Source organism: Litchfieldia sinesaloumensis (genome assembly GCF_900156865.1).
Classification (GTDB): Bacteria; Bacillota; Bacilli; order Bacillales; family Bacillaceae_L; genus Ferdinandcohnia; species Ferdinandcohnia sinesaloumensis.
Map to the genome: position 1 here is coordinate 3096366 of NZ_LT732529.1, position 21647 is coordinate 3118012.

16 protein-coding genes are annotated in these 21647 nt (G+C 40.0%); all 16 read right to left on the reverse strand.

The window, feature by feature from the left end:
• Positions 1–27: 27 nt before the first annotated feature.
• Positions 28–1371 (reverse strand): J domain-containing protein, encoded by a 1344-nt coding sequence (locus CZ490_RS15355; protein WP_077619715.1) that lies wholly within the window; start codon positions 1369–1371, stop codon positions 28–30.
• 74 nt (positions 1372–1445) lie between these two features.
• Positions 1446–2741, reverse strand: coding sequence for a tetratricopeptide repeat protein (locus tag CZ490_RS15360; RefSeq protein ID WP_077619716.1), 1296 nt, complete (start codon positions 2739–2741; stop codon positions 1446–1448).
• Positions 2742–2751: 10 nt separating this feature from the next.
• On the reverse strand, positions 2752–4485 hold the full coding sequence (locus CZ490_RS15365) for an Hsp70 family protein (RefSeq protein WP_077619717.1): 1734 nt from the start codon (positions 4483–4485) through the stop codon (positions 2752–2754).
• Positions 4486–4833: 348 nt separating this feature from the next.
• The gene (gene grpE, locus CZ490_RS15370; RefSeq protein WP_077619718.1) at positions 4834–5904 is read right to left on the reverse strand and encodes a nucleotide exchange factor GrpE; all 1071 of its coding nucleotides are present in this window, start codon (positions 5902–5904) and stop codon (positions 4834–4836) included.
• A complete protein-coding gene (locus tag CZ490_RS15375) occupies positions 5901–7364 on the reverse strand; it encodes an AAA family ATPase (RefSeq protein ID WP_077619719.1) in 1464 nt (487 codons plus the stop codon). Before CZ490_RS15375 ends, grpE begins: the two co-directional genes overlap by 4 nt.
• Positions 7365–7381: 17 nt before the next feature.
• Positions 7382–8800, reverse strand: coding sequence for a J domain-containing protein (locus tag CZ490_RS15380; protein ID WP_142255389.1), 1419 nt, complete (start codon positions 8798–8800; stop codon positions 7382–7384).
• Between the two features lie 25 nt (positions 8801–8825).
• Positions 8826–9500 carry a vWA domain-containing protein gene (locus CZ490_RS15385; protein WP_077619721.1) on the reverse strand — a complete coding sequence of 225 codons (675 nt, stop codon included), beginning with the start codon at positions 9498–9500 and terminating at the stop codon, positions 8826–8828.
• Complete coding sequence (locus tag CZ490_RS15390) at positions 9493–11283, reverse strand: hypothetical protein (RefSeq protein WP_077619722.1); 1791 nt, start codon at positions 11281–11283, stop codon at positions 9493–9495. Before CZ490_RS15390 ends, CZ490_RS15385 begins: the two co-directional genes overlap by 8 nt.
• Positions 11284–12435: a hypothetical protein gene (locus CZ490_RS15395; RefSeq protein WP_077619723.1), complete on the reverse strand. Its 1152-nt coding sequence runs from the start codon at positions 12433–12435 to the stop codon at positions 11284–11286.
• Positions 12436–12486: 51 nt separating this feature from the next.
• Positions 12487–13590 (reverse strand): PP2C family serine/threonine-protein phosphatase, encoded by a 1104-nt coding sequence (locus CZ490_RS15400; protein ID WP_077619724.1) that lies wholly within the window; start codon positions 13588–13590, stop codon positions 12487–12489.
• 16 nt (positions 13591–13606) lie between these two features.
• Positions 13607–14293, reverse strand: coding sequence for a vWA domain-containing protein (locus CZ490_RS15405; RefSeq protein WP_077619725.1), 687 nt, complete (start codon positions 14291–14293; stop codon positions 13607–13609).
• Between the two features lie 18 nt (positions 14294–14311).
• On the reverse strand, positions 14312–16297 hold the full coding sequence (locus CZ490_RS15410; protein WP_077619726.1) for a protein kinase domain-containing protein: 1986 nt from the start codon (positions 16295–16297) through the stop codon (positions 14312–14314).
• A gap of 2 nt (positions 16298–16299) precedes the next feature.
• A complete protein-coding gene (locus CZ490_RS15415; RefSeq protein ID WP_077619727.1) occupies positions 16300–17175 on the reverse strand; it encodes a hypothetical protein in 876 nt (291 codons plus the stop codon).
• A gap of 12 nt (positions 17176–17187) precedes the next feature.
• Positions 17188–19335, reverse strand: coding sequence for a hypothetical protein (locus CZ490_RS15420; RefSeq protein WP_077619728.1), 2148 nt, complete (start codon positions 19333–19335; stop codon positions 17188–17190).
• 227 nt (positions 19336–19562) lie between these two features.
• Positions 19563–20252, reverse strand: coding sequence for a response regulator (locus CZ490_RS15425; protein WP_077619729.1), 690 nt, complete (start codon positions 20250–20252; stop codon positions 19563–19565).
• A 195-nt stretch (positions 20253–20447) separates the two neighbouring features.
• Positions 20448–21587, reverse strand: coding sequence for a sensor histidine kinase (locus CZ490_RS15430; protein ID WP_077619730.1), 1140 nt, complete (start codon positions 21585–21587; stop codon positions 20448–20450).
• Between the last annotated feature and the right edge of the window lie 60 nt (positions 21588–21647).

A 21647-nucleotide genomic window follows, 5' to 3' on the forward strand; every position in this document is an offset into this window, starting at 1 on the left:
AACTTCTCCTTATCAACAAAATCAACTCTATTGAATTTCGTTTGTGTAAATTAATTGAGATACTTCAAATCCACTACCTGTTTCGATGATATGAAATCTGCTTTCAAAACGCTTATAAGAAGACGAGCCATCGCTGTAATAAATTGTATATGCTTCTCTAGTCGTTACTTCATACGTCGCATCTCCGATTTCTTCTACAGAAACGAGTTCATACTCTAACAGCTCTTCAGTGATTCCCTTATCAATAAGGTAATTTGTGTATTCCAATTGCTCACTAAATCGAGTACTGTTTGGTGCTAGATACGGTTCTGCATACGTGAAATCCTGATAGTTTATGGCATATACACTATCCGCCAAATACTGATGCATAAATTGTTCAACACTATATACATCAACAGTTGGTTCTGGACCTCTGATGTCTTCACTACTTAATTCGTTTGTATAGAGTAATTCATTGACAAGCAACTGCTCGCCTACCTGTCTGAGGTGATATTGACTTTCAAAGCCTTTCCGTTTTGCACTACCGTCCGCGTAATTGATGACATAAACCTCTTCAGTTGTTGCGACTATTAACTCATCGTTTACATGCAAATCCTGGACCACCATGCTCACAAATTCTTCGGTCGTTCCTTTTTCCAACAGATAATTTGTGTAGGTACGCTGCTCTTCCAGCTTTTTCCCGATTGGATCTAAAAACCGTTCAACTGCGACAAAGTCTTGACCGTTAATCACATCTACAGAGGCTTGAAAGTACTGGTATAGAAAGTCTTCTACGTTTCGTTCAAGATCTGGGGTGATTTCCACTATCGCCGTTTCAACAGGCTCAGGTTCCTCTACAGGTACATCCGTAACTTCAGTTGTGTCCTCCGGTTCCATCTCTTCTACCGAAGAGTCAACCTCCTCTACAACAGGTTGACTAGATTCGGAGTTATCCTCTGACGGTGCAAAAATGGTGTACAGTATGAAGAGCGCTGCACATGCCAGAAGGATACTTAGGATGGGTCGTTTCTTTTTAGCTTTTTGATTTGTAGGCGGTACGACATCCGGTTGTTCCTTAGGTTGTTCTTGATGAACGACAGTCGGTCGTGAAGGACTTTCTTGTTCTGTGTGAGTCTGCGTTCTATGACCAGTATTAACTGGTCCTTCGGTTGAAATCCTAGTGACAGCGCGTTGCTCTTCAAGCCAAGCATCATAATGAGTACGCTGTTCCGGGTCATACAAGGTCTTGTAAGCTTTGGTAAGCTGTTGAAATTCTTCAGGATGCGTTTCGTTCGGAAATTGTCTAATCTTTATTACATAGGCCTTTTTGATTTCTACATCTGTAGCATTCTCAGAAACACCTAAAGTTCTGTAGTAGTTTTCCAGATTCATATCATTGCCCCCGCTAATGATGCGTTTCTATTTCGTAGTCTGTATTCATGGTGTAAGTTGGGTCGTGAATTTGATTATCCTTCTTGGATGACCTTTGCTAGCTTCTTTGCATAATTAGCAGTCCATTCGGTAGGGAACTGTTCTTGGACCTTTGTAAGAATGGCTAATGCATCTTCGTTCTTCCCTTCACGGTAAAAAGCATCCGCTTGAAGGACTAGGAGATCATCACGATATGGTGACTCAACAAAGTGTTGAGATTCCGAGTTGAAAAAGTGCTGGAACCACTCTGAGTCTCCAGTAAGATTTCCTACTTGTTTCTGGGTTTGAATGAAATAGTATAGGCTGTCATCACTGTAATACTCTGATGAGTCTAGTTGATAACTGACCTCAAACTTTTCCTTTGCACCAGCAAAATCACCAGCTTTATATAATGAGTACCCGCTATTAAACGCTTGTCGAGCTTCCTTTTTGCGTAAAGAGCCTACATCAAGATTTGCTTTTTCATATAAAGCCTCGGTCGTTTCATATTGTGATACCTTGGCTAATTCTAACTCCAGTTCTTGCTTTAAGCTTTCTTTTTCGGATTCAACATTCGTAAGCTTTGATTCTAGCTCGGCTATTTTTTGTTCAAATTCCGCTTTATTTACGTCTTCTGTTTGATCTGTAGTTGACGAAACCGCTTGATTAACAGGAACAGTATTCCAATCTCTTGTACCTACATACACGCCGCCGATTAGCACCGCTGCAGCCACACCTGCTGTTATGACAAGCTGTTTTTTACTGCGCTTTTTCTTACGTTGAATTGCTAATTCCTTCGCTCTTTCTCGTTCAGCATCAATCTTTTCAGTAAGCACTTCACCTTTTACAGCCTGAATGAAGGACTTAAACGATGGTGCCTTTTGAATCGAAACAGGAGCCTTTGAGAAAAAGTCAAAGGCCTGCTCTTTCTTCCCGTTTTCTATTAGTAGAATCATATAAAGACGATACACATCTTGCGGTAATGGAATAAGAGATGGGCGTTGAAGCAATGGTGAAAGACAACCTTCTGCTTCTTCTCCTCTTTTTTCCTTTAGTAATGACAACGCGAGATTGTAGACACTACGGACTTCTTCATACGCGCCTAATGTGGAAAGAACCTGTTCTCTTCTCTCTGGCAGTTGTGGAAAGTCTTTTTCATCGACTCGCTCCCAATAGGTTAGCCCCGTTAAAGGGTTTCCCATCATGATTTCAACTAAACCCGCACTCCAGTTTGTATGAGAATGAAAAGGAGCGGAAGCCAAAAGGGATGCTAACAACCCTTTTGCTTCCTCCAGCCGGTCTTCCTTTATAAGTTCGATTGCTTGGTTATACTTTCTAGATAGTTGTTTCATCGTACAACCCCTATACTAATTCAATCAAGAGATCTGTTAGCTCTTCCTCATATTTTTGAACTAAGCCACGATCGTTTTTCTCTAACGCAATTTTAATATTTTGAAGGAGGGACATTAATTTTTCTTTCTCCATTCCTTCGACTGTATTCAACATGCGCTCACCACGGGTAATCACACTCTTAACCTCTTTGTAGAGCTCTGACTGCTGGTAGTCTTTTTCAACTTGTGCTTTAGCAGCGCTCACTTCTTGCTCAGTCATCGTTCCTGCTTGTGTTTTCACGATTGCAGAAGCCTTCTTGCCAGTGCTTACAATCGTTGCTTCGACTTGAAGCGTACCATTAATGTCATAAGAGAATTTAACATCAATCGCTTCTTGTCCACTTGGTCCTGCAGGGATTCCTTCTAGAACAAAATCAGACAGGAAGATATTTTGATCGGTATATTGATTATCACCTTGGAACACATTCACATTAACACTTGTTTGGTTATCACTAACAGTGTAATATCTCTTGCTCTCTGTGATTGGGATTGTACTGTTTCTAGGAATGATTGGGTCAAAGAAACCTGGAACTGTTTGGCCACCGATTTGTCTCACAACCTCTGTACCAAGTGTGTATGGACATACATCAATAACCATGATTCCTTTTGATGTATCAATCTGACCTGTTTTGATACCAGCTTGTACTGCCGCACCTAGTGCTACAGCTTCATCAGGGTTAATATCTTTCTTTGCCTTTTTACCAAACTTCTCTTCTACAAGCTTTTGAATCAATGGAATTCGAGTTGAACCCCCAACTAGTAGAACTTCATCAATACCGGTTACCCCTAGACGAGAATCTTCTAGTGCTTTGTCCACCTCAACGAGTGTTTTTAAAGCCATATCCTTAATTAACGCTTCAAATTCCTCTCTAGTAATGCTCATGTTCACACTGACTGGAGCATTATTGTGGATCGCGATAAATGGGATGTTAATCGTTACGTTCGTTTGACTTGATAGGCTTTTCTTAATATTTTCTGCTTCAAGCTTAATTCGTGCCTTACGTTGGTTGATTTCTTCTGGCGACCCAATATTGAATAAATCAATACCTTCTTGTTGTTTGAAGTTTTCGATGATCCAATCTGTTAGGGCGTTGTCAAAGTCTACCCCACCAAGGTTGTTATCACCCGCACTCGCTTTTACCTCAACAACACCTTCGAAAATCTCAACAACGGAAACGTCGAAGGTACCTCCACCAAGGTCATACACAAGAATATGTTGGTTTTTATCAAGGTTTTCCAGACCATAGGCAATCGCTGCTGCAGTAGGTTCGTTAATAATGCGTTCTACTTTTAGCCCAGCAATTTCTCCTGCTTTTTGAGTAGCCTTACGCTGAGAGTCAGTAAAATACGCCGGTACTGTAACAACTGCTTCCGTTACCACTTCTCCTAAATATTCTTCTGCACTTTTCTTTAAATAAGTTAAGATATGAGCAGAAATAACTTCCGGGCGATAGCTTTCTCCACCTACTGTAATTGTTTCATCTGTTCCCATTAGACGTTTTACTTCAATTGCCGTACGATCAGGAATTCCTGGCATAGCCGTCTTCGCATTTTGTCCAATCGTAATTTCTTCATTAATACTAAGTTGGAATACCGAAGGAGTTGTACGTCCTCCCTCTGTATTAGGAATAATTTCTGGTTTTTCACCTTTTAAGTATGCTACTGCTGAGTTTGTTGTACCTAAATCTATACCGATAACTGCCATTATTGGTTCCCCCACTTTTTAATGTTTTATAGTGCGTGTTCAAAAAGGAGGATGAAAAGGACCCGTCGGCTAGGACGCCACGTCCTGTGGCGACGCCGACACTAGCACATCCTGTGCGTCGAAAGTTCGAGGCGGCGCAGCTCCTGCGTAGCGGAACGTATGTAGTTAATACGTGAGCAAACGTTCTTGCACGCAGGAAAAGCGCTCTTCTTTTCCAAGGAACGGAAAAACAAGCCAACGAACTTCCACAGGATGTGGTGACTTCGACGTTCGACACAGGACGTGTCGGTATTTAGTCGAAGATCCTCTAGCGATGTGTCATTTTCACCGGACTTTTTGAACAACATCTTATAGTACTGAAGTTACACTCGCTTTTCGTAATACTCTACCAGTAGACTTGTCCATAAATCCACGTTGATGGACCGCATACACTTCATATTTCTGCATTGGTACTTGTACATCATTCTGCGACACAGTCCCAATGACTTCCATTATTTTTCCGTCTACTAGTAGTCCTTTTACCGGGATTTCAGCAATTCCATGTGCTTCAAGCAATGTAATAATTTTCGTAATCGCCGCTTCAATCTCTTTACTCCATGTTGTTTCGTTTACTTTCAATGTCGCTTGGTAGACAAGGTCAAGCATGTCAAAAATCTCAATCGCCACAAGCTTCATCTTTTCGATATGTTTAAGCGATTCTTGCTTAATTTCTTCAATCTTACTTCCTTGATCTTCACTAGACACTTCACTAAACTCTTCTAATTGCTGTTGAAACTCCTGCATGAGCTTATATGTCATCCTGTTGCTATTTTTAAAGTCACCTTTGATTTGCTCCTGTAATTCGGCTAACGATTCTTTAAGCCCAGTCACAAAATCAGGCTGACCTTCACTAGGATTATAGTAAAACTCTTCTAACGGCTGTAGCTTTTCTTTCTCAAGCTCCAGTATTTCTTGTGTGGTCGCGCTCAAGATGTTCACTCCTTCCTCAAAATACGTTGGTAGTTTATTGATTAACTGCTGTTCTACACGTTCTAATTCCTGCTCCCATTTGGCGATTGGGAAATCTTCGCTAGTCAGCTTATATTGAAGTAATAACTTACAATATTGAATCCCATCAATCACCTGCTTGTGTAGGTTTAAAACCATTACCTTACAGACAAGATTTTGATAGGCTACGATGCTTCTGGCTGCCTCGAAATGAGATGGTTTTTTCCTTGCTAGCTTTTTTTTATCAAAAGGCTTAATTAAAGGAATCAGCTTTGGTTGTTCAAAATAATGGGACGTATTTAACGTGTTACTTTGCTGATGACCCGTTATTCTGATAATGACTGCATGTGTGTTCTTTCCAATATCCTCTGCGGACATTCTTTTAAACTGCTCTAATTGTTCAAAGGGATCTGGTCCATATCTTGAACTCAATTAATCAGCCCCCTTGGATCTATTTGATAATTTCCTTTTACGACTTTTTCCGCATCATCTAATGTATTCATATTGCTTAACACCATCTGCATAATCACCTTTTCGATTTCGTCGAGCTGGCCATATGGAAGGTTTTGTTGCTTACAGGTCACCACATAATTGGCTTTACAGAGAATGGCTTCCTCAATGATGTTACGTACAAGTCGGCCATTTCCATGGCTTTTCGGATTTTCACGTACCCGTTGAATGAGAATCTTCCGAAACACGACCGATGCTTCATCCGTCATTTGATATTGTTTTTGCTGAAGCATGATTTTGCCGATTTCAAGGAGTTCATCAATGCTATAATCGTCGAACATAATATGACTATTAAAGCGCGATTGTAGCCCAGGATTCGATTGTAAGAAACGGTCCATTTCATTCGGATACCCGGCTAAAATAATCACAAGCTCTTTTCGCTTGTCTTCCATTTCCTTCACAATCGTATCAATTGCTTCAATCCCGAAGTCATTGCCTTGTCCACGTACAAGCGAATAGGCTTCATCAATAAACAACACACCTTCTCGCGCTTCCTTGAGCTTTCCGAGAGTTTTCACAGCGGTATGTCCGACATACTCCCCTACTAAATCAGCTCGCCCCACTTCCACGAGATGGCCTTTTTTCAAGACGCCTAATGCTTTAAACACCTTGGCGATAATGCGCGCAATTGACGTCTTTCCTGTACCTGGATTACCACTGAAGACCATGTGTAGACTTGGCTGATTCACCTTCAACCCTTGTTCTTGTCGCAGTTGATTAAAGATAACCAGATTACAAATTTCACGAACTCGTTGTTTTACCTTTTCGAGACCGATGTAGGAATCTAGCTCCCTTAACACATCCTCAACAACCGGTTTTGTGAACTCATGGGCCTCATCGCTTTTTAAGTCGTCTCTTGCTTCAAGGGCTTTTTCCATTTCGTCAATCCAGCCAAGAATATAGCTTGTTGAGTCATTGATGGCTGACTTCGTAACGGCTGTTTTCAATGAAAACTTTGCTTTTCGTAATGCCGTTTGAACACTACTTAGGTTTTCAAGGGAAATATAGGGCATATGCTCCTTTATTTCACGACTCACAGACAGGTTCTGTGCTGCTAGCGTGCTGTGCGCATATTGAATATATGGGTTTTGGTCGGTTTCACCAACATGAAACGATATCGCCGAAAGCCACTCACGTTCCGCTTCTTCGATATAGCCTTTTCCTTCGTACATCTGAGCAAGTCGCTGATGCCATTTACTTAGGAATTGGTAAAACGGCAAAAGGGAGTGCTTGTTTTCCAATTGTACTTTCTCGATAAGTCGGTACGCTCTGAACAGATGATAATGCACAAGTGACGTGTCCTCGGCAACTATCGCTTCCCTTATTTCCTTATCAAGTGCATTCATTGATTCAAACAACATCTCTAGCCTTGTTTGGTCCATGCTGGTCCCTCCTCATTCTACTGAAGGTCACGAAAGAACGATTCATTAAGGTTGAATAGAGACGGATACTGCATCTCTAACCGATTGACCGATCGTCTCAGTGAACGATCAGATTCATCAATCATATCGGCCTTAATCGATTCAAACATTTCCTTTTTCTCCTCATCCGAATCGAAATAAATGAGGTAATACGCAATTAACCGTTTGATTGGATGGCAAACATCATAGTCATCTTTTAGGCGTTCAAACTCTTCCTCACATTGAATCGCCTCTTTACAGGTCGCCATAAAATCCGCTAACGCTTTTTCTCTCGTTTCATAGAGATGCGGGTATTTAATGAGTACTCGCTTAATCGACTTTAACGTTTCTTTTGGATTGTAAAAGGAGCTGTCGTGTAAGTTATTGTAGGCTGTATTGCTGTACTCATTAAACTCTTCTTCCGTAAAATCATTACCATGGAGGTAAAGGATAAAGATATTCTTTACCCACTTCATGACCTTTTCGTCCCGCTCAAGCATCTCAAATTCATCATACACATTTGCACGATTGTTCGTTTCCTCTACTAATGAATCAAACTTTTCGTTGGGTTCAATCCGCTCCTTTTGAATGAACTCTAGGATTGGCTTCGCGTATCCGTACAGCTTGCGGTCATATAAATCAAGAGCAAGGTCTGTTAAATCGCTGAGCATCTTCCCTCGTTCTGACTCATGCTTGTCGAGCAGATTTTTACAAAGCTTGATGGACTTCGTTAACTCGATTTGATTTCGTAAAAGAACGGACACTTTAATCCGCTTTGCTAGATAGTAAAAAACATGAAAGCTTTCTGTTTTTTCTTGGCTTGAAATGGCCTGGTCTAGAGTTTTGAGTGCTTTGTCATCTTCATCTCGATTTAAATAAAGATCAACTAACGCAAACAACGGATTCATTTCATCTGGCCACATAATATACATTTTCTTATAATGGCGAATGGCTTCATCTTCTCGTCCGGAATTCTCAAGTGCGTTCCCATAATTGAGTTGATAGGTTACATTTTCAGGCTCTTCCTGAACAACAATCCTAAACTGCTGAAGGGCTTGATTATATTCCTCTGAGAATAGAAAGCTCAAAGCATAGTAATTTCGTATTTCCGTTTGCATTGGCACGATTGATAAGACTTCTTTAAACAATCGCTTTGCCTTCTCAAAGTCATCAACGGAGTAGGCATCCATCGCTTCTTTTTGAAGCTGTTCAACCAGGTCTCCGTGAATCATTTTCATATCGTACTCTTTACGAGTTTGTGCATTTCGTAATGTATCATACGCAATCCGAATGGCTTTGAATTCTTCAGGATATTGGTCCACCGGGTATTGCTTTATTATTTTAAAATATGCTCTTTTTATTTCTTCATCCGTAGATGTCGTTTTAATCTCTAATAGCTGATAATATGTTGTCTCCAAGATCGATAATCACCTCAACCATTTCCTATTTTCGCTTAAGTTCAGACCAATCTTCAATGGAAGATAATTGAATTTGTTCAAATGGCTGGGATTCAGAGACGCGGCTAACACTATCACTTAACCATGCGAAAAATTCTTTAAACTTTACTTCACTTAAAACAAGTGGTGGGCGTACTGGAGAATATCGTTCTAGTACGTCTAAATCTGCATGATCACCGATACCGATTGGAAAAATGGTAAATTCTCCATTTTCGATTCCATTTACCGTAAGCTCGATGGACTCTTCTAATTCATCTGTCGGGGACCCATCAGATAAGAGGACAATCCACGGTTGGTAATATTGAATTCCATGTGCTTTATACAGAGCCACGCGCTCTTTTACTTGAGTCACCGCAGCCTTCATCGCCTCTCCCATTGGTGAGGCTCCACCTGTTCCGATTTTTAGACGGATGGTCGGTTTGATGGGCTGGAATTCTAAGACGGTCTTCACCTTTTCCCCAAATGTGATGATACAAATTTCAACAGATGCCTTTGACACCTCGTTTTGTAGTAAATCATTAAAAAGCTGCTGTAGACCAAGGCGCAGTTGCTTAAGGGGATTACCAGTCATCGAACCACTTGCATCCAACACTAAGCAAATCGGCATTCTTGTCGAAGGGTTATTCACCAGTTCCTCGCTTTTCAGACGTAAATCATCCACTAGTCGTCACTCCCATTTCACTTCTAAACATTGATATCGCTTCAAGAAATGTTGTATGTTCCGTCCAGTAAAGGTTCGTTTCCTTTGATTTTGACGGTTGTATTCCAGATGGATACTTGATTTCATAGAGATTGTGGCATCTTTCACATAATGGATTCGGATTCTCATCGGTAATCCGTATGTATTCTTTTTCCGGAATACGCAAATAGGTTTTACATGCCATACATTTCGCGAAAACCTTACTTTCATTTAAATCATCGATATCTTTTAAAAATAGATCAGTAGGTACTTCTTCATTTTTCAAACTATCTCTGTATAAGCGTATCGCGGTTTCCCAAACCTCAATAGGTACTCGTTGATTTTGAACAAAGGTTTGATGAAAGAGTTGCCGTAAATGAAAAGGAAGTCCTGCCCAGATTAGTGTCCAAGGGCTCTTTTCATAATTTGGTATAAAGACCGGTTGAAACGGAAATTCAAAGCGCTTATTGAGAATATGTTCCGCCGTAACGGTTGAGCCTTGAAACGTGTAAGGTAACCGACCCGGGAACAAAATCGCAAATAGCACAACCGCAATCGCATAGTAATCATGCTTCTTATCCTTTAATAGCTCATCCCTTCGAGTCAGGATTTCCTGTGGTGTAAAATTAATCAGCGAGCGATCACTACGAAATTGGTTAATTTGATACCCATCTGCATGTATAAGTGTTAGGTTTTTTTCATTCTTCACGATGATATGATCAAGGTTCACATTCCCCATCACTATTCCTTGGTCATGGAGTTGTCCGACCGTTCGCAAATAGGATAAAGCCAATTCGACGAGATGCTTTCGATTCCAATTCGGAAACTTCGATGTTAAATGCGCTTTTGTTCTTACTACCTGCTTGAGTGAAGTCCCTTTTGCTTCCTTCATCAAATAGCCGAGAAACAACTGATCCTTCGTAAAAATCAAATCAATAGGCCAGTTCACATCTTGAAAATGGACAGGCATCGCAAGCATTTCAACTAATTTCTGATACATATTCGGTGTCAGTTTTTGTTTATGAAACACTTTACAAACCAAGCCTTTTTTTACACGAAACAACGTGCTATCATGGCTCACTTCAAGTTTCTCACCAAGCGTTAATTCACCGTGTTTGAATGTTTGAACACCATCACCACTAGCCACTTGAACCGTATCTCTCACGGTCAACCGGTGATTTTCTACAACTGAGCGGTCAATTGTGGCTTCACGTTTAAAATTAGGTTTATTTTTATATTGAAAGAGCACAGGTTCTTTACTCGCTTCATTCGCGAAATTCCATTGATATGGCGACCCATCGTCCTCAATTCCAAAAATAAGGAATTCTTTATTATCAACTGCCTTTTGATTTCGCAATTGAAACACATCATTTGCTAGTGCTGTGTCTCTAGTAAATAAACAGAATAGATAGCGGTCACTGTATTTCTGAAACACATAAAGAACCGTTTTGTCGTTAATATCTGGATCATCTTTATCCCCTAAAACTTGTGCCAAGCCTGCTTTTAAATAAAGATTTATCATTCTAGCTGCAAATTTCGCTCGCTTCCGCTTTTCTTTATCCGGACTCTTTGCACTTCTTGTTACTTCCTCAATCACCCGGTATGGGATCTTCGTTGTCGCTTTCCGAACAAATAGTGCTTCTGGAAGAACTTTTGTTAGAAAGTCCTTTGACGGTGGATACATCCAGATACACGTATCAATAAAAATACGATATTGATTGGTGATTTTTAATAGATCAATTGATTGTGTTGTTTTTGTACTCATCTATAACTCATCCCAACCTTTTGTACTTGGATTAACTGGTTTGCCTTGAACAGATTCTCGATTGACCGGTACCGTATCTTTTTTTCGTTGTTTCACCTTTTGATTCGCTTGTTCTAATTTTTTAATTAAGGTATCAATCAAGGATGTTTTTTGCGACCACAACAAGCCAACGATGGCTGGAATCCATACATATTTGATTGCTGCAGTGATGCCATCCTTTGAGAAAATAACTTCTAATGTTGGTACGACTCCATTTTCAAGTCCTTGGTAGAGAACAATCAGCTGAATCAACCAGTACGTAAACACAAAGCCAATTAAAAAGCGGACGTTTATCTTAAAATAGTTCACCAACAATAGGACCAGTAGTGTTGCGAGTAAAATAAAATAAAAGTTCTCGATGGCGAAATGCTGTCTAATAAACGTACAAACAATAAAGGTAACAATCGCATACGCAATCGAGGCAAGCGACGTTTTATCCAATATCAACGAGCGGTACATGATAATCGCTAAGACGATATAAATTCCCGCTGTTTTGAGTTCTTCAGCTGGATTTGCCCCATTCCAAACAATCAGGATAAATGGGATTCCAATCCATACAAGTAATTGAGCAATCTTGATGGTCTTCGTTGTACGTTGGTACGGATACATTTTCGAACATAAAAATAAGATGATGGCCGTCAAGACTAAAAAGAGAGCATGCTCCAAGATTGCATGGTAGTTTTCATAATGGAGTAAGAAGGCTCGCAACCCTGGTGCACCAGATGTGAACGTGAAATACAAGAGTAGCCCCCAATATCCCATTAAAAATCCGGTCAGGAGATTACTAGAGAATTCACGTAACATCACAACAAAAAAGAGAATAAAAGGTATAAAGAATAATAATTTCATGTCGGCTACATTCGGGTAGAAATGATATAAAAGACCGAATGCAACGAAGCTATAGCCAAATCCCGCATATAAAACATTGGATTGGACTTTTGCTAGATAGTTAAAGACATGAATGGCTACGATAAATAGGGTTGTAACTAAGTTGATAGTAGAGCCATTTTGAAAATATAAAAGTAAATAGCCTAAGCTAAAAAATACGAATAATCGATCAATGGATTGGATTGCTTTACGGTCTATAAATTGCAATTTCCTTAGCGTTTCCATGGTTCCCCCCTCCATTTCACGTTAGTTTTATTAGATGTGATTTTAAATTTTTTATTTACCTTCCACTTCTGCTACTTCATTTTCTTCATCTGTTTCAGGTTCCTCAGAGTCTTTGCTGAGTGGTTCTTCGTACTCTAGTATTTCTGCTTCTTCATCAAGCTCTTCGTATTCTTCTACCGAATCTTCTTCGTCCGCATCAGACTCAGTCATGATTATGTCCTCTTCGAGATATGTCTCGTCAGATTCATACTCATCTGTGGTTTCCTCAGCTTGTTGCTGGTCTTCAGTGGCTGCTGTGAACTCTTCCGTGTCGGAAAGTGTTTCTGTTTCTTCAGCGAGTAAGCTACTGTGTACTCCGATAAAATTTGCCAGGTATTCAGGTGATGCTTCCAGCAACTCTTCTGGCTCCCATGATGTTAGACCTGCGAGTGCAATACTGCAGTCATCCTGGGTTTGTTGTTTAATCACCGAATCCAAGTTGGTTTTGAGCACTTCGGCGATTTTTTCATTTGGATGGTTTCGAAGCCAGTCAAGCATCCTAGGGATTGCTGGTGCGAAGCCTTGTGCTTTTTTATTAAATAAGGAATCTGCGGTTCCATCTGACATTAGGATAAAACCCGTTTTCCCTACCGTTTCTCCCTTATAGAGTCTAAGGTATCTCCAAGCTTCATCAGACGTGATGAAATACGTTGTATTCGCAAATAAACCATTTTCAGGATTGGAGAGAACCTTGAAGTTTCCTCCAGCCACTTGAAGTCCGATTACACCATCTCCGATATGACCTGCTAGGTAGCGATCACCTTTTATCGCCACATAGAGAAGGGTTGAAGCATATTCCTTGATGTTGCCACTGAAGTCTTCAATTTCTTCTAATTTCTTTAAAAGAATCCCGATAATTCTTTTGCGAAGCAGAAGTTGGTCCTCTTCACGAAACATCTCTTCAAAATGATGTTGAAGAATCTCCACCATTTTATGAACAATTGTTTTTGCTCCAATATGAGAAGAAGGCGCAGATCCTGCACCATCTGCTAAAACTAAAATGGTCATGTCTTGTGTTTGCACACAAAATGTAAAATCTTGGCATGGTATTTGCTGTTTAATATGACCACGCCCAATCGCTTGGGCACTGGCATATTTCCAATGTGTGATTGTCATCTATCTCTTCCTTTTATTAAAGTACTGCCCATTTTTGAATGGCATCCACATCAAGATTCACTTTCTCTCCTGGAGTTGAAGCCGAAATCGCAGATACACTGCTACTTAACCACTCGAAGAACTCAACGAAGTTCAATCCTTTGATTTTTAATGGTGGGCGATTTGGAGAGAACATCTTTAATGTTTCCATATCTGCATTAGGTCCAATACCTAATGGGAAAATCGTTAATTTACGGTTATTAACTAAATCAGAAGTACGTCTAGACGCCAAGGAAATATCATCAGTTGGCGCACCATCTGTCATAATCACAATCCATGGTTGGAAATAGCTAACACCTGATTGAGAATACATGTTTTTTCTTCTTTCTAAGAGATCAACTGCCAAATTAACAGCCTCACCCATTGGTGTTAATCCGTTAACAGATAGGTGCGGGATGGTTTGACGGTGAATGCTTCCAAAGTCAAATAACTGCTTCACTTCTCCTCCAAACGTAACCATGGAGATTTCCGCTGAAGCTGAAGCCATGTCATCCTTACGAATCGATTCCATGAACAGCTTAACACCCTTATTTAATTCTTTAATTGGTTCTCCATTCATGGAGTAACTTGTATCGAGCACAAGACAAATTGGTAGTCTCGTAGATGGATTTTCGTATAGTTCAATTTGTGATAGTGTAAATTCTTCTTGTGAATGATATGACATAGTAAATTCCTCCAAAAATTATTTATTGAATCGCTTCAACACATTAATGACCCGATCTAGTACCGTTTTCGGTTCATTTGTTGTAGAACTTGTCGTTGTTCTTACAGGTTGCTTTGGTACTGTATTCGGTCGTGTCGGCCTCTGAGTTGGACTTGACTGACCAGACGGATTCGTAGTAGGTCTCGGTTGTCTCGGGCGATTGTTATTCGGCCCGCTTGTCGGCCTTGGCGCAGGTCTTCCTGGTCGATTATCAGATGATGATGACTGAGCTTGACCACTCCCAGTCTGACCAGACCGCATTTTTTCCCACTCTCTCATAATCCTTATTCTGAATCTGCACTTATCGCAGATATAACGGCCGCCACCGCTTTCTACTTTGTTTTTAAAATCAATATGTACCTTTACATGCGGGTTTTTACATGTTGATTCCGTACAAACTAGGACCGCTTCACTTCCAGGTGGGATCTTCATACCATCTGGAAACAGCTCATCGCTTAAATGCCCTTTTGAAATGGTTTGTCTATATTTAACAAGAATATCTTTCAGCTCTTCTGGTGTCGCACGCTTCTTACCGTTAAACGTATTAAACAATGCTTCCTTAAGATCATACAGCAAGTGACTCCAAATATATTTCCACGAACCATCCGGTACAGTCCCTGGTCCTTCCTTACCAAGCGGATAAGGGAAGCCTAATTGCTTGATATTCTCACCTGGTGTTCCTCCCCCTTGGTGTGAATACGGAGGCTGACCCGGTAGCAAAATCATAAAAATGAGCGTGTTAACAGCAAAATATTCATGCGAGAAGCTTCTTAAAAAGGTTGAGAAGTTTTTCCCTTGTAGCTCTGGTGCCGTAAAATTAATCGTTCCAACAGGACATGGATAATTCTCAATCTGATAGCTGTCCGTATCAACGAAGAAAACTTCCTTCTCATTTTTGATTAAAATGTTCATTGGGTTGATATCCCCAATGATGATGTTACGTTCATGCAAATAGATGATTTTATTCAGAATGGTAATCCCAAGTTGAACAAGGTCTTTCCGGGTCCAGTGTGGAAAATTCTTATTTAAAACCGGTCGCAGGAACATCGTGGTTTGCATCGGTTTCCCTTCTGCTGTTTCCATGATGTACCCAACAAACTCATTGCTACTATTGGTTAAAATATCTTTTGGCCAACAAATCCCCTTTTTATCGATAGGAACTTCTAGCATTCTTCTTAATTTGTGATAGCGCTCGTGGGTAATCCGGTCCTTTTTATAAATCTTACAAACCATCCCATTAGACGAAAGAAAGATTTTCCCTTCTCCACCCGCTCCAATCTCTTCTTTTAAACGAAGATTCCCATACACTTTTGAGTATACGGTCTCGTTTATGTCTGGAACTCGACTTATCTGCATTTTTGTTTCTTTTTGTGTAACGATCTTTGTTCCTAACGCAAATTTCTCATTTGGCTTAGGTGGTGGATCGGTTCGGTGTCGCTTCGGACTAACAGGACGAGTCCCCGTAGAGGGTTGCTGTGGTGGTCTTGGCGCACTTCTCTCAAAATTCCACTCCTCTAGATTCCCCGCTTCATTCACACGAAAGGCATAGATCCGTTTCCCTTGAACCGCCTGCTGATTGTTCAAATTTAAAATATCATGTGCCAATCCACGGTCTTGAGTAATCAATGCCAGGTTGTATTTCACTCGAAACTGCTGGAATACATAAAGAAACGTTTGATCTGCAAATGGGTCACTTTTATCTCCAAAAACAGAAGCCAATCCTTGGTTCAAGTAAGTCTGAAGTAATTTCCCTGCAGCCTTTCCGCGATGCCGCTTTTCACGGTCATCATGATCCATCATCTTATTGACTTCCTGGATAATGCGTAGCGGAACAATAATTTGCTTACTGGAAGCTTGAAGGACCGTGGTTAGTTTCTTTTCCATAAAACCGCTGGCATGCGGGGTCATCCAAGTACTCGTATCAACGAAGAGTTTATAGTCTTTTACAATATCTTGAATATTCATGTTTACTCCTCATCTGGTTCTGAAGTTAGCTGTTTCTGCAAATCGGTTAAGTTTTCCTCAACCTCTAACATCATGCGTACAAGTTTCTTAGAACCCTTCTTTTGCGACGCCAAGTCAATCGCTTCTTGCACACATTCCTCTACAGTTAGAATACTTTCACCTAATTTTTCATTGATTCCCTCTAATAACCGCGAAATATATTCCGAATCTACTTCTTCTGATGTATCTGCATTCACTTCAACTTCTTCAATCTCATTATCAAAGTCGTCTTCAAAATCATCATCAAAATCAGTGTTACTACTGTACTCATATTCCACATAGCTGATTTCTTCGTCACCCTCGTCGTCGTCGATATCTTCATCAGGTCCAACTAGGTCATCTAACTTACTAAAATCAACGCCTTCAAGGGAAGGAGCTTCCACGATATCAGACACATACGAATTGACTGTACCCCAACTATCTAATCCATCCGTTATTGGCGCATCCTCCGGGCTTTCATTCGTATCTAGTTGAGGCTCTTGAACCTCATCGATAGCTGGAAATAGCATACGCAGGAAGTCTAGCATTCCTTGCTTATTCCATCTGCCTGTAAAGGATGTGAAGCGAGTAAGAGGATATCCAGTCCAAAGCGCACCTTCCTGATAAACAACGAGTATATCGTCTCCATCAAACGAATCAAGACGAGGGATTGTAAACGCCTCTAGTCGGAAATGATTTGGAATGACACCATTATCCTTCAAATAATCAAACCAACGTTTGACATCATGAATTTCATCAATTTCCTTTTGTTCTGCCTCTGACCAAATAAAGGAAGGCGCAAGTGATCCCAGTTCCTTGCTTAACCATTCCTCAGTCGCTTCTACTATTTGATTGATCATCGATTTACACCTCTAATATGGAATTTTTGTGGAGAATGCATATAAAATTCTACTTTTTTCTTCATCGGTACATTGCTCAAGTTTTACTAAATCTGACTTCCAGCTAGCAAAGAAATCTTCCATACTAGATGGGAGGCTTTCTTCAATAAATCGGTCGTAAATTTTCAATGCTGATTTCATCGCATTTTTTGCTTCTTTTTGTGTCTTTTTTCCTCCTGCTAAAAGGAATGATGCCTGTTCAAACGAGATACCAATACCAATCGAACGGAGAGTTAAGCACTCTGAATCGGCATTACATATTGAAATAGCCTTCTGGTAATAGGGCTGAGCTGCTGAATAGCTTTCGTTTTTCGCTAGATAACAACCAATCTTCCAATTAATAATCTGTAACGGATGGAAATTGTCTTCAGATGTTACATACTTATTCTTTAACATATTGGTAGCTAGAAGTGCCTTGTACATCTCATCTGCATACGGATGCACGTCTGACGTAGCTGCCATCAATCGCGTATAATGCATCAGCCCAAACAGAAAACTAGCTTTTGGTTGTTTCACAATAAAGTTGAGAAACTCATCAAATGATGTTGTTGTTGGTAATCCATAAGAACGACATAAATACTCAAACGAAGATTCAACATTTCCACGATTGCATTCAATTTGTGCTCGATATTGGTACTGTCTATGTAAGTGATGCTCTTCTTTAAACTGTTGGAATGCCGAATCAGAGTCACGAATTGCATTTTCATAGTCTTCTAGAGGAGTGTCACTAGATGCCGCCCTCATAAAATGGGCCTGTAGTCGATTCCCAAGTGTTTTGCCAAGCAAATCTGAATACAAGTCATCTTGTTGGAAATAAGGAATCTCACCTGCAATTGGTAGAATCGAAATCATCTGTGTGATAAACTCCTCTACCTTCGCCATATTTTCAATGACGCGATCAAAATCATATTTATTTAAGTCGTGAACGGCCTCACGAAGCATAAAGTCAATAACATAATCAATGTTCTCCCACTTCTTACCGAGTTCAGGGAGAACCTCTCTGATGTTTTCAATCTGCTCCTCAGCAAGCCTGATATGCCCCTGGTGCGTAGCTGTTGTAAACAAACTTAAATAGGCATCTAGATAAAATAAATGAGCCGTGATTCCACGCTCTTTCATCTTTGGGATAAGGGAGGTTGTCACCTTTTCTAACGTTTCCTTTGCTTTCGTAAAGTCACGCTCTACATGATTCAAATTCTGTAATGTAGTCAGAAATACCTGGAACTCAGCCTTACGCGCATGGTGGGGTAGCTGCTGCAAACGAGTCAGAATTAAATCAAGAAACTCATTTTCATGAAACTGACTATGGTCCTTACGACTTGAAAAACGATCAGCGACTACCCACTCAAACACGGCCATACCAACCATCCCATTTGATAGCAATCTCTTAATTGAGATCGAGGATTCATGATCAAATAACGTAAATAGATAATCATGACCAAATAAGTCGAGTAGTACTGCTTGTTGTTCGCTAGTGAACTTTCTATCTTTTCTAAAATAAGAATGACAGATGGTATCAGCTACTTTCAGGTGATTATCCCTTCTAGCTGAACCGATAGAGAAGGTCCATTTCCAATTATGTATGGAAGAAGCTAAGTTTCTTCTTGCAAGTCCAATCGCAAGCTTTTCCTCTAGTCTTACTTGATAGTCGTCTATCGGTATTTCTCGCAAATATGTTTTACCGTCTACACCACTAATCGGTTTCATTCGTAGTGCAGCAATAATTTCAATTTCGACAGACTCCTCGGTTGTTGATAGGGTTTGAAAGAGCTGAATGAGCCCTTCGGAAAGTATATTAATATAAGTAGTAGAGGCATCCACAATTTTAACTCGTTCCACATTTTCAAAAATGACATATGAAGCACCATTCGCTTTTAAATCTGTTAATAAATCAATCGCAAAATTTGAAAAAGTGTCTTTTGGTAATTCGGTACTGTGGAAATGTTCTGAATCTAAGCTGTGTTTTGTACATGACTTTATAAAGATATCACTAATACCTTTAAGACTTAGGCCTTTATCAGGAGAGAATAATAGCCCGCCCACGATTGAAGGGACTTCTTTCCCATTAAGATCCTTTATAAAGTCACCACTTTCGTCTAATAAGAGGTAGAATTTTGTCATAAAACGCTCCTTGTGTCGAATGGCATAGTACAAATTTATCATATTTTAGGATATTTTTTAATAGTTAACCAAATTTTTCTTTCCAGTATTTTGGAATGGGGGATATTGGGAGATGAATGATATTTTTATAGTGTTAATTTCTTCAATTAAAAAGAGTAAAAAAGAAATTAAAACACAAAAAAGCTAAGCCCCTTATCCAGAGCTTAGCTTTCTACATTTCTATTCATTTATTTAACTTCTACCCAACCATTCTTAATTGCTACTACAACGGCCTGGGTACGGTCGTTTACGTTCATTTTTTGCAGAATGTTACTTACGTGGTTTTTAACCGTTTTTTCACTGATATAGAGATCGTCACCAATTCCACGGTTGCTTCTTCCATCAGTCAATAGTTGAAGAACCTCACATTCACGTCTTGTTAATAGATGTAATGGACGGCGTACTTCCACTGTTGCGTATGATTGTGTTGGTACTGATTGACCACTTGCAACAGCTAGTCGACGGAATTCCTTCACTAAATTATGGGTTACCCTCGGATGTAAGTAAGATCCACCTTCTGCGACGACTTTGACAGCTTCGACTAGAGAATCTGCATCCATTTCTTTTAATAAATAACCAGTTGCTCCAGTTTTAAGGGCATGCGTCACATAGCTTTCATCATCGTGGATTGATAATATAATGACCTTCGTATCAGGGTATGTGTCTATTAATTGTTTCGTTGCTTCAATTCCGTTCAAGTTAGGCATATTGATATCCATGATAACAACATCTGGCTTATGCTTCTCAATTAATGTTAGCGCCTCTGCCCCATCATCACCCTCTGCTACGACTTGAAAGGTTGGTTCAAAATCTAGTATACGTTTTACACCCTCGCGAAATAATTGGTGATCATCAATAATAACTATGTTTGTTTTCATAAAATAACGCCTCCCCCTTTCATTTTACAATTGAGGCAATTTCGGTCAATACGCCTTTGGCAGTATTAACGTTACGATTTCATACTTTTCCTATTGATTTTGTTATATCTATTAGTAATTTATAGTAATTTAACCATTTCTTGTAACGTATCATGAAGTAAATCTGAAATCATCTCGTACCTAGAAAGGGAGAAATCAAACTTCAAATGGTACTTGAATCATGATAACTGTTCCTGCACCAACGCTTGAATCAATCGTTAGGTGTCCTTCTAGTAAATCGACACGCTCACGCATTCCGATTAAACCAAATGAGTCCTTTTTCTTTTCACGAATATCAAACCCTTTACCATTGTCCTTCACTACTACCGTTACATGATCTCTCGTTAATTCTAATTTCACAACAATCTCTCGTGCTTCTGCATGTTTGAGGGCATTTTGAACAGCTTCCTGAACCAATCGGAATAAGGCCACTTCAAACTTCGAAGGAATTCTTTTTTCTGAACCAATAAACACAAACGAAATTTTAGTCTTGTCGTTATATTCTTCGATAGTGGATAGGTATTTTTTGAGGGTCGGAATTAATCCAAGATCATCCAATGCCATTGGACGTAAATCATAGATAATCCGGCGTACCTCGTACAGCGCCGAACGCACCATTTTACGCAAATCATGAATTTCCTGAACCCCTTGTTCCGGACTCTCCCGGTAGACCTTATCGATAATTTGCGAACGTAGCATGACATTCGCTAGCATTTGAGCTGGTCCATCATGAATCTCTCGAGATAGTTTTCGACGCTCCTCTTCCTGTGCCTCAATGATTTTTAAGCCGAATGCCTGTTTTTGCTTGGCATCTTCTAAAAGCTCGCCAACCATTTTAAAATCACTATTTAAATAATTAAGAACGACGGATATTTGACCAACAAGATGATCCGCACGCTCAATAGTCTCATGTAAACCAACCAATCGTCGTTCAAGCTCATCACGACGTTCACGCAGCTGCTTTTCTTCCTGCCTAACCACAGTTAATTGCATCTGCAAATCGTGAGCCTTCTCATACGCATTTCGAATTTCATCTTCAGAATACTTATTAAACTGACCACTTACTTCGGAGAGCCTCTTTCTCGCAAAGCGAGAATGGTTTTCCAAGCGGTCCACATCATCAATAATGGTCCCAACTCGCTCTTTAATCGCCTTTAACTCATCCGTTAATGAAACAAACTCTTGCCGTGATTGCTCACCAATCCTGAAAATTTCTTCTTTACTATGATCAACGGTATGCACCATTTTTTCCAATATCGAATCAAGCAGCTTGATATCAAGCCCTTTGGTGGCCATGTTTCCACCTCCACATTCTAGATTATATATCGAATTGTTTTTGAAAAGGTATCAAATCAA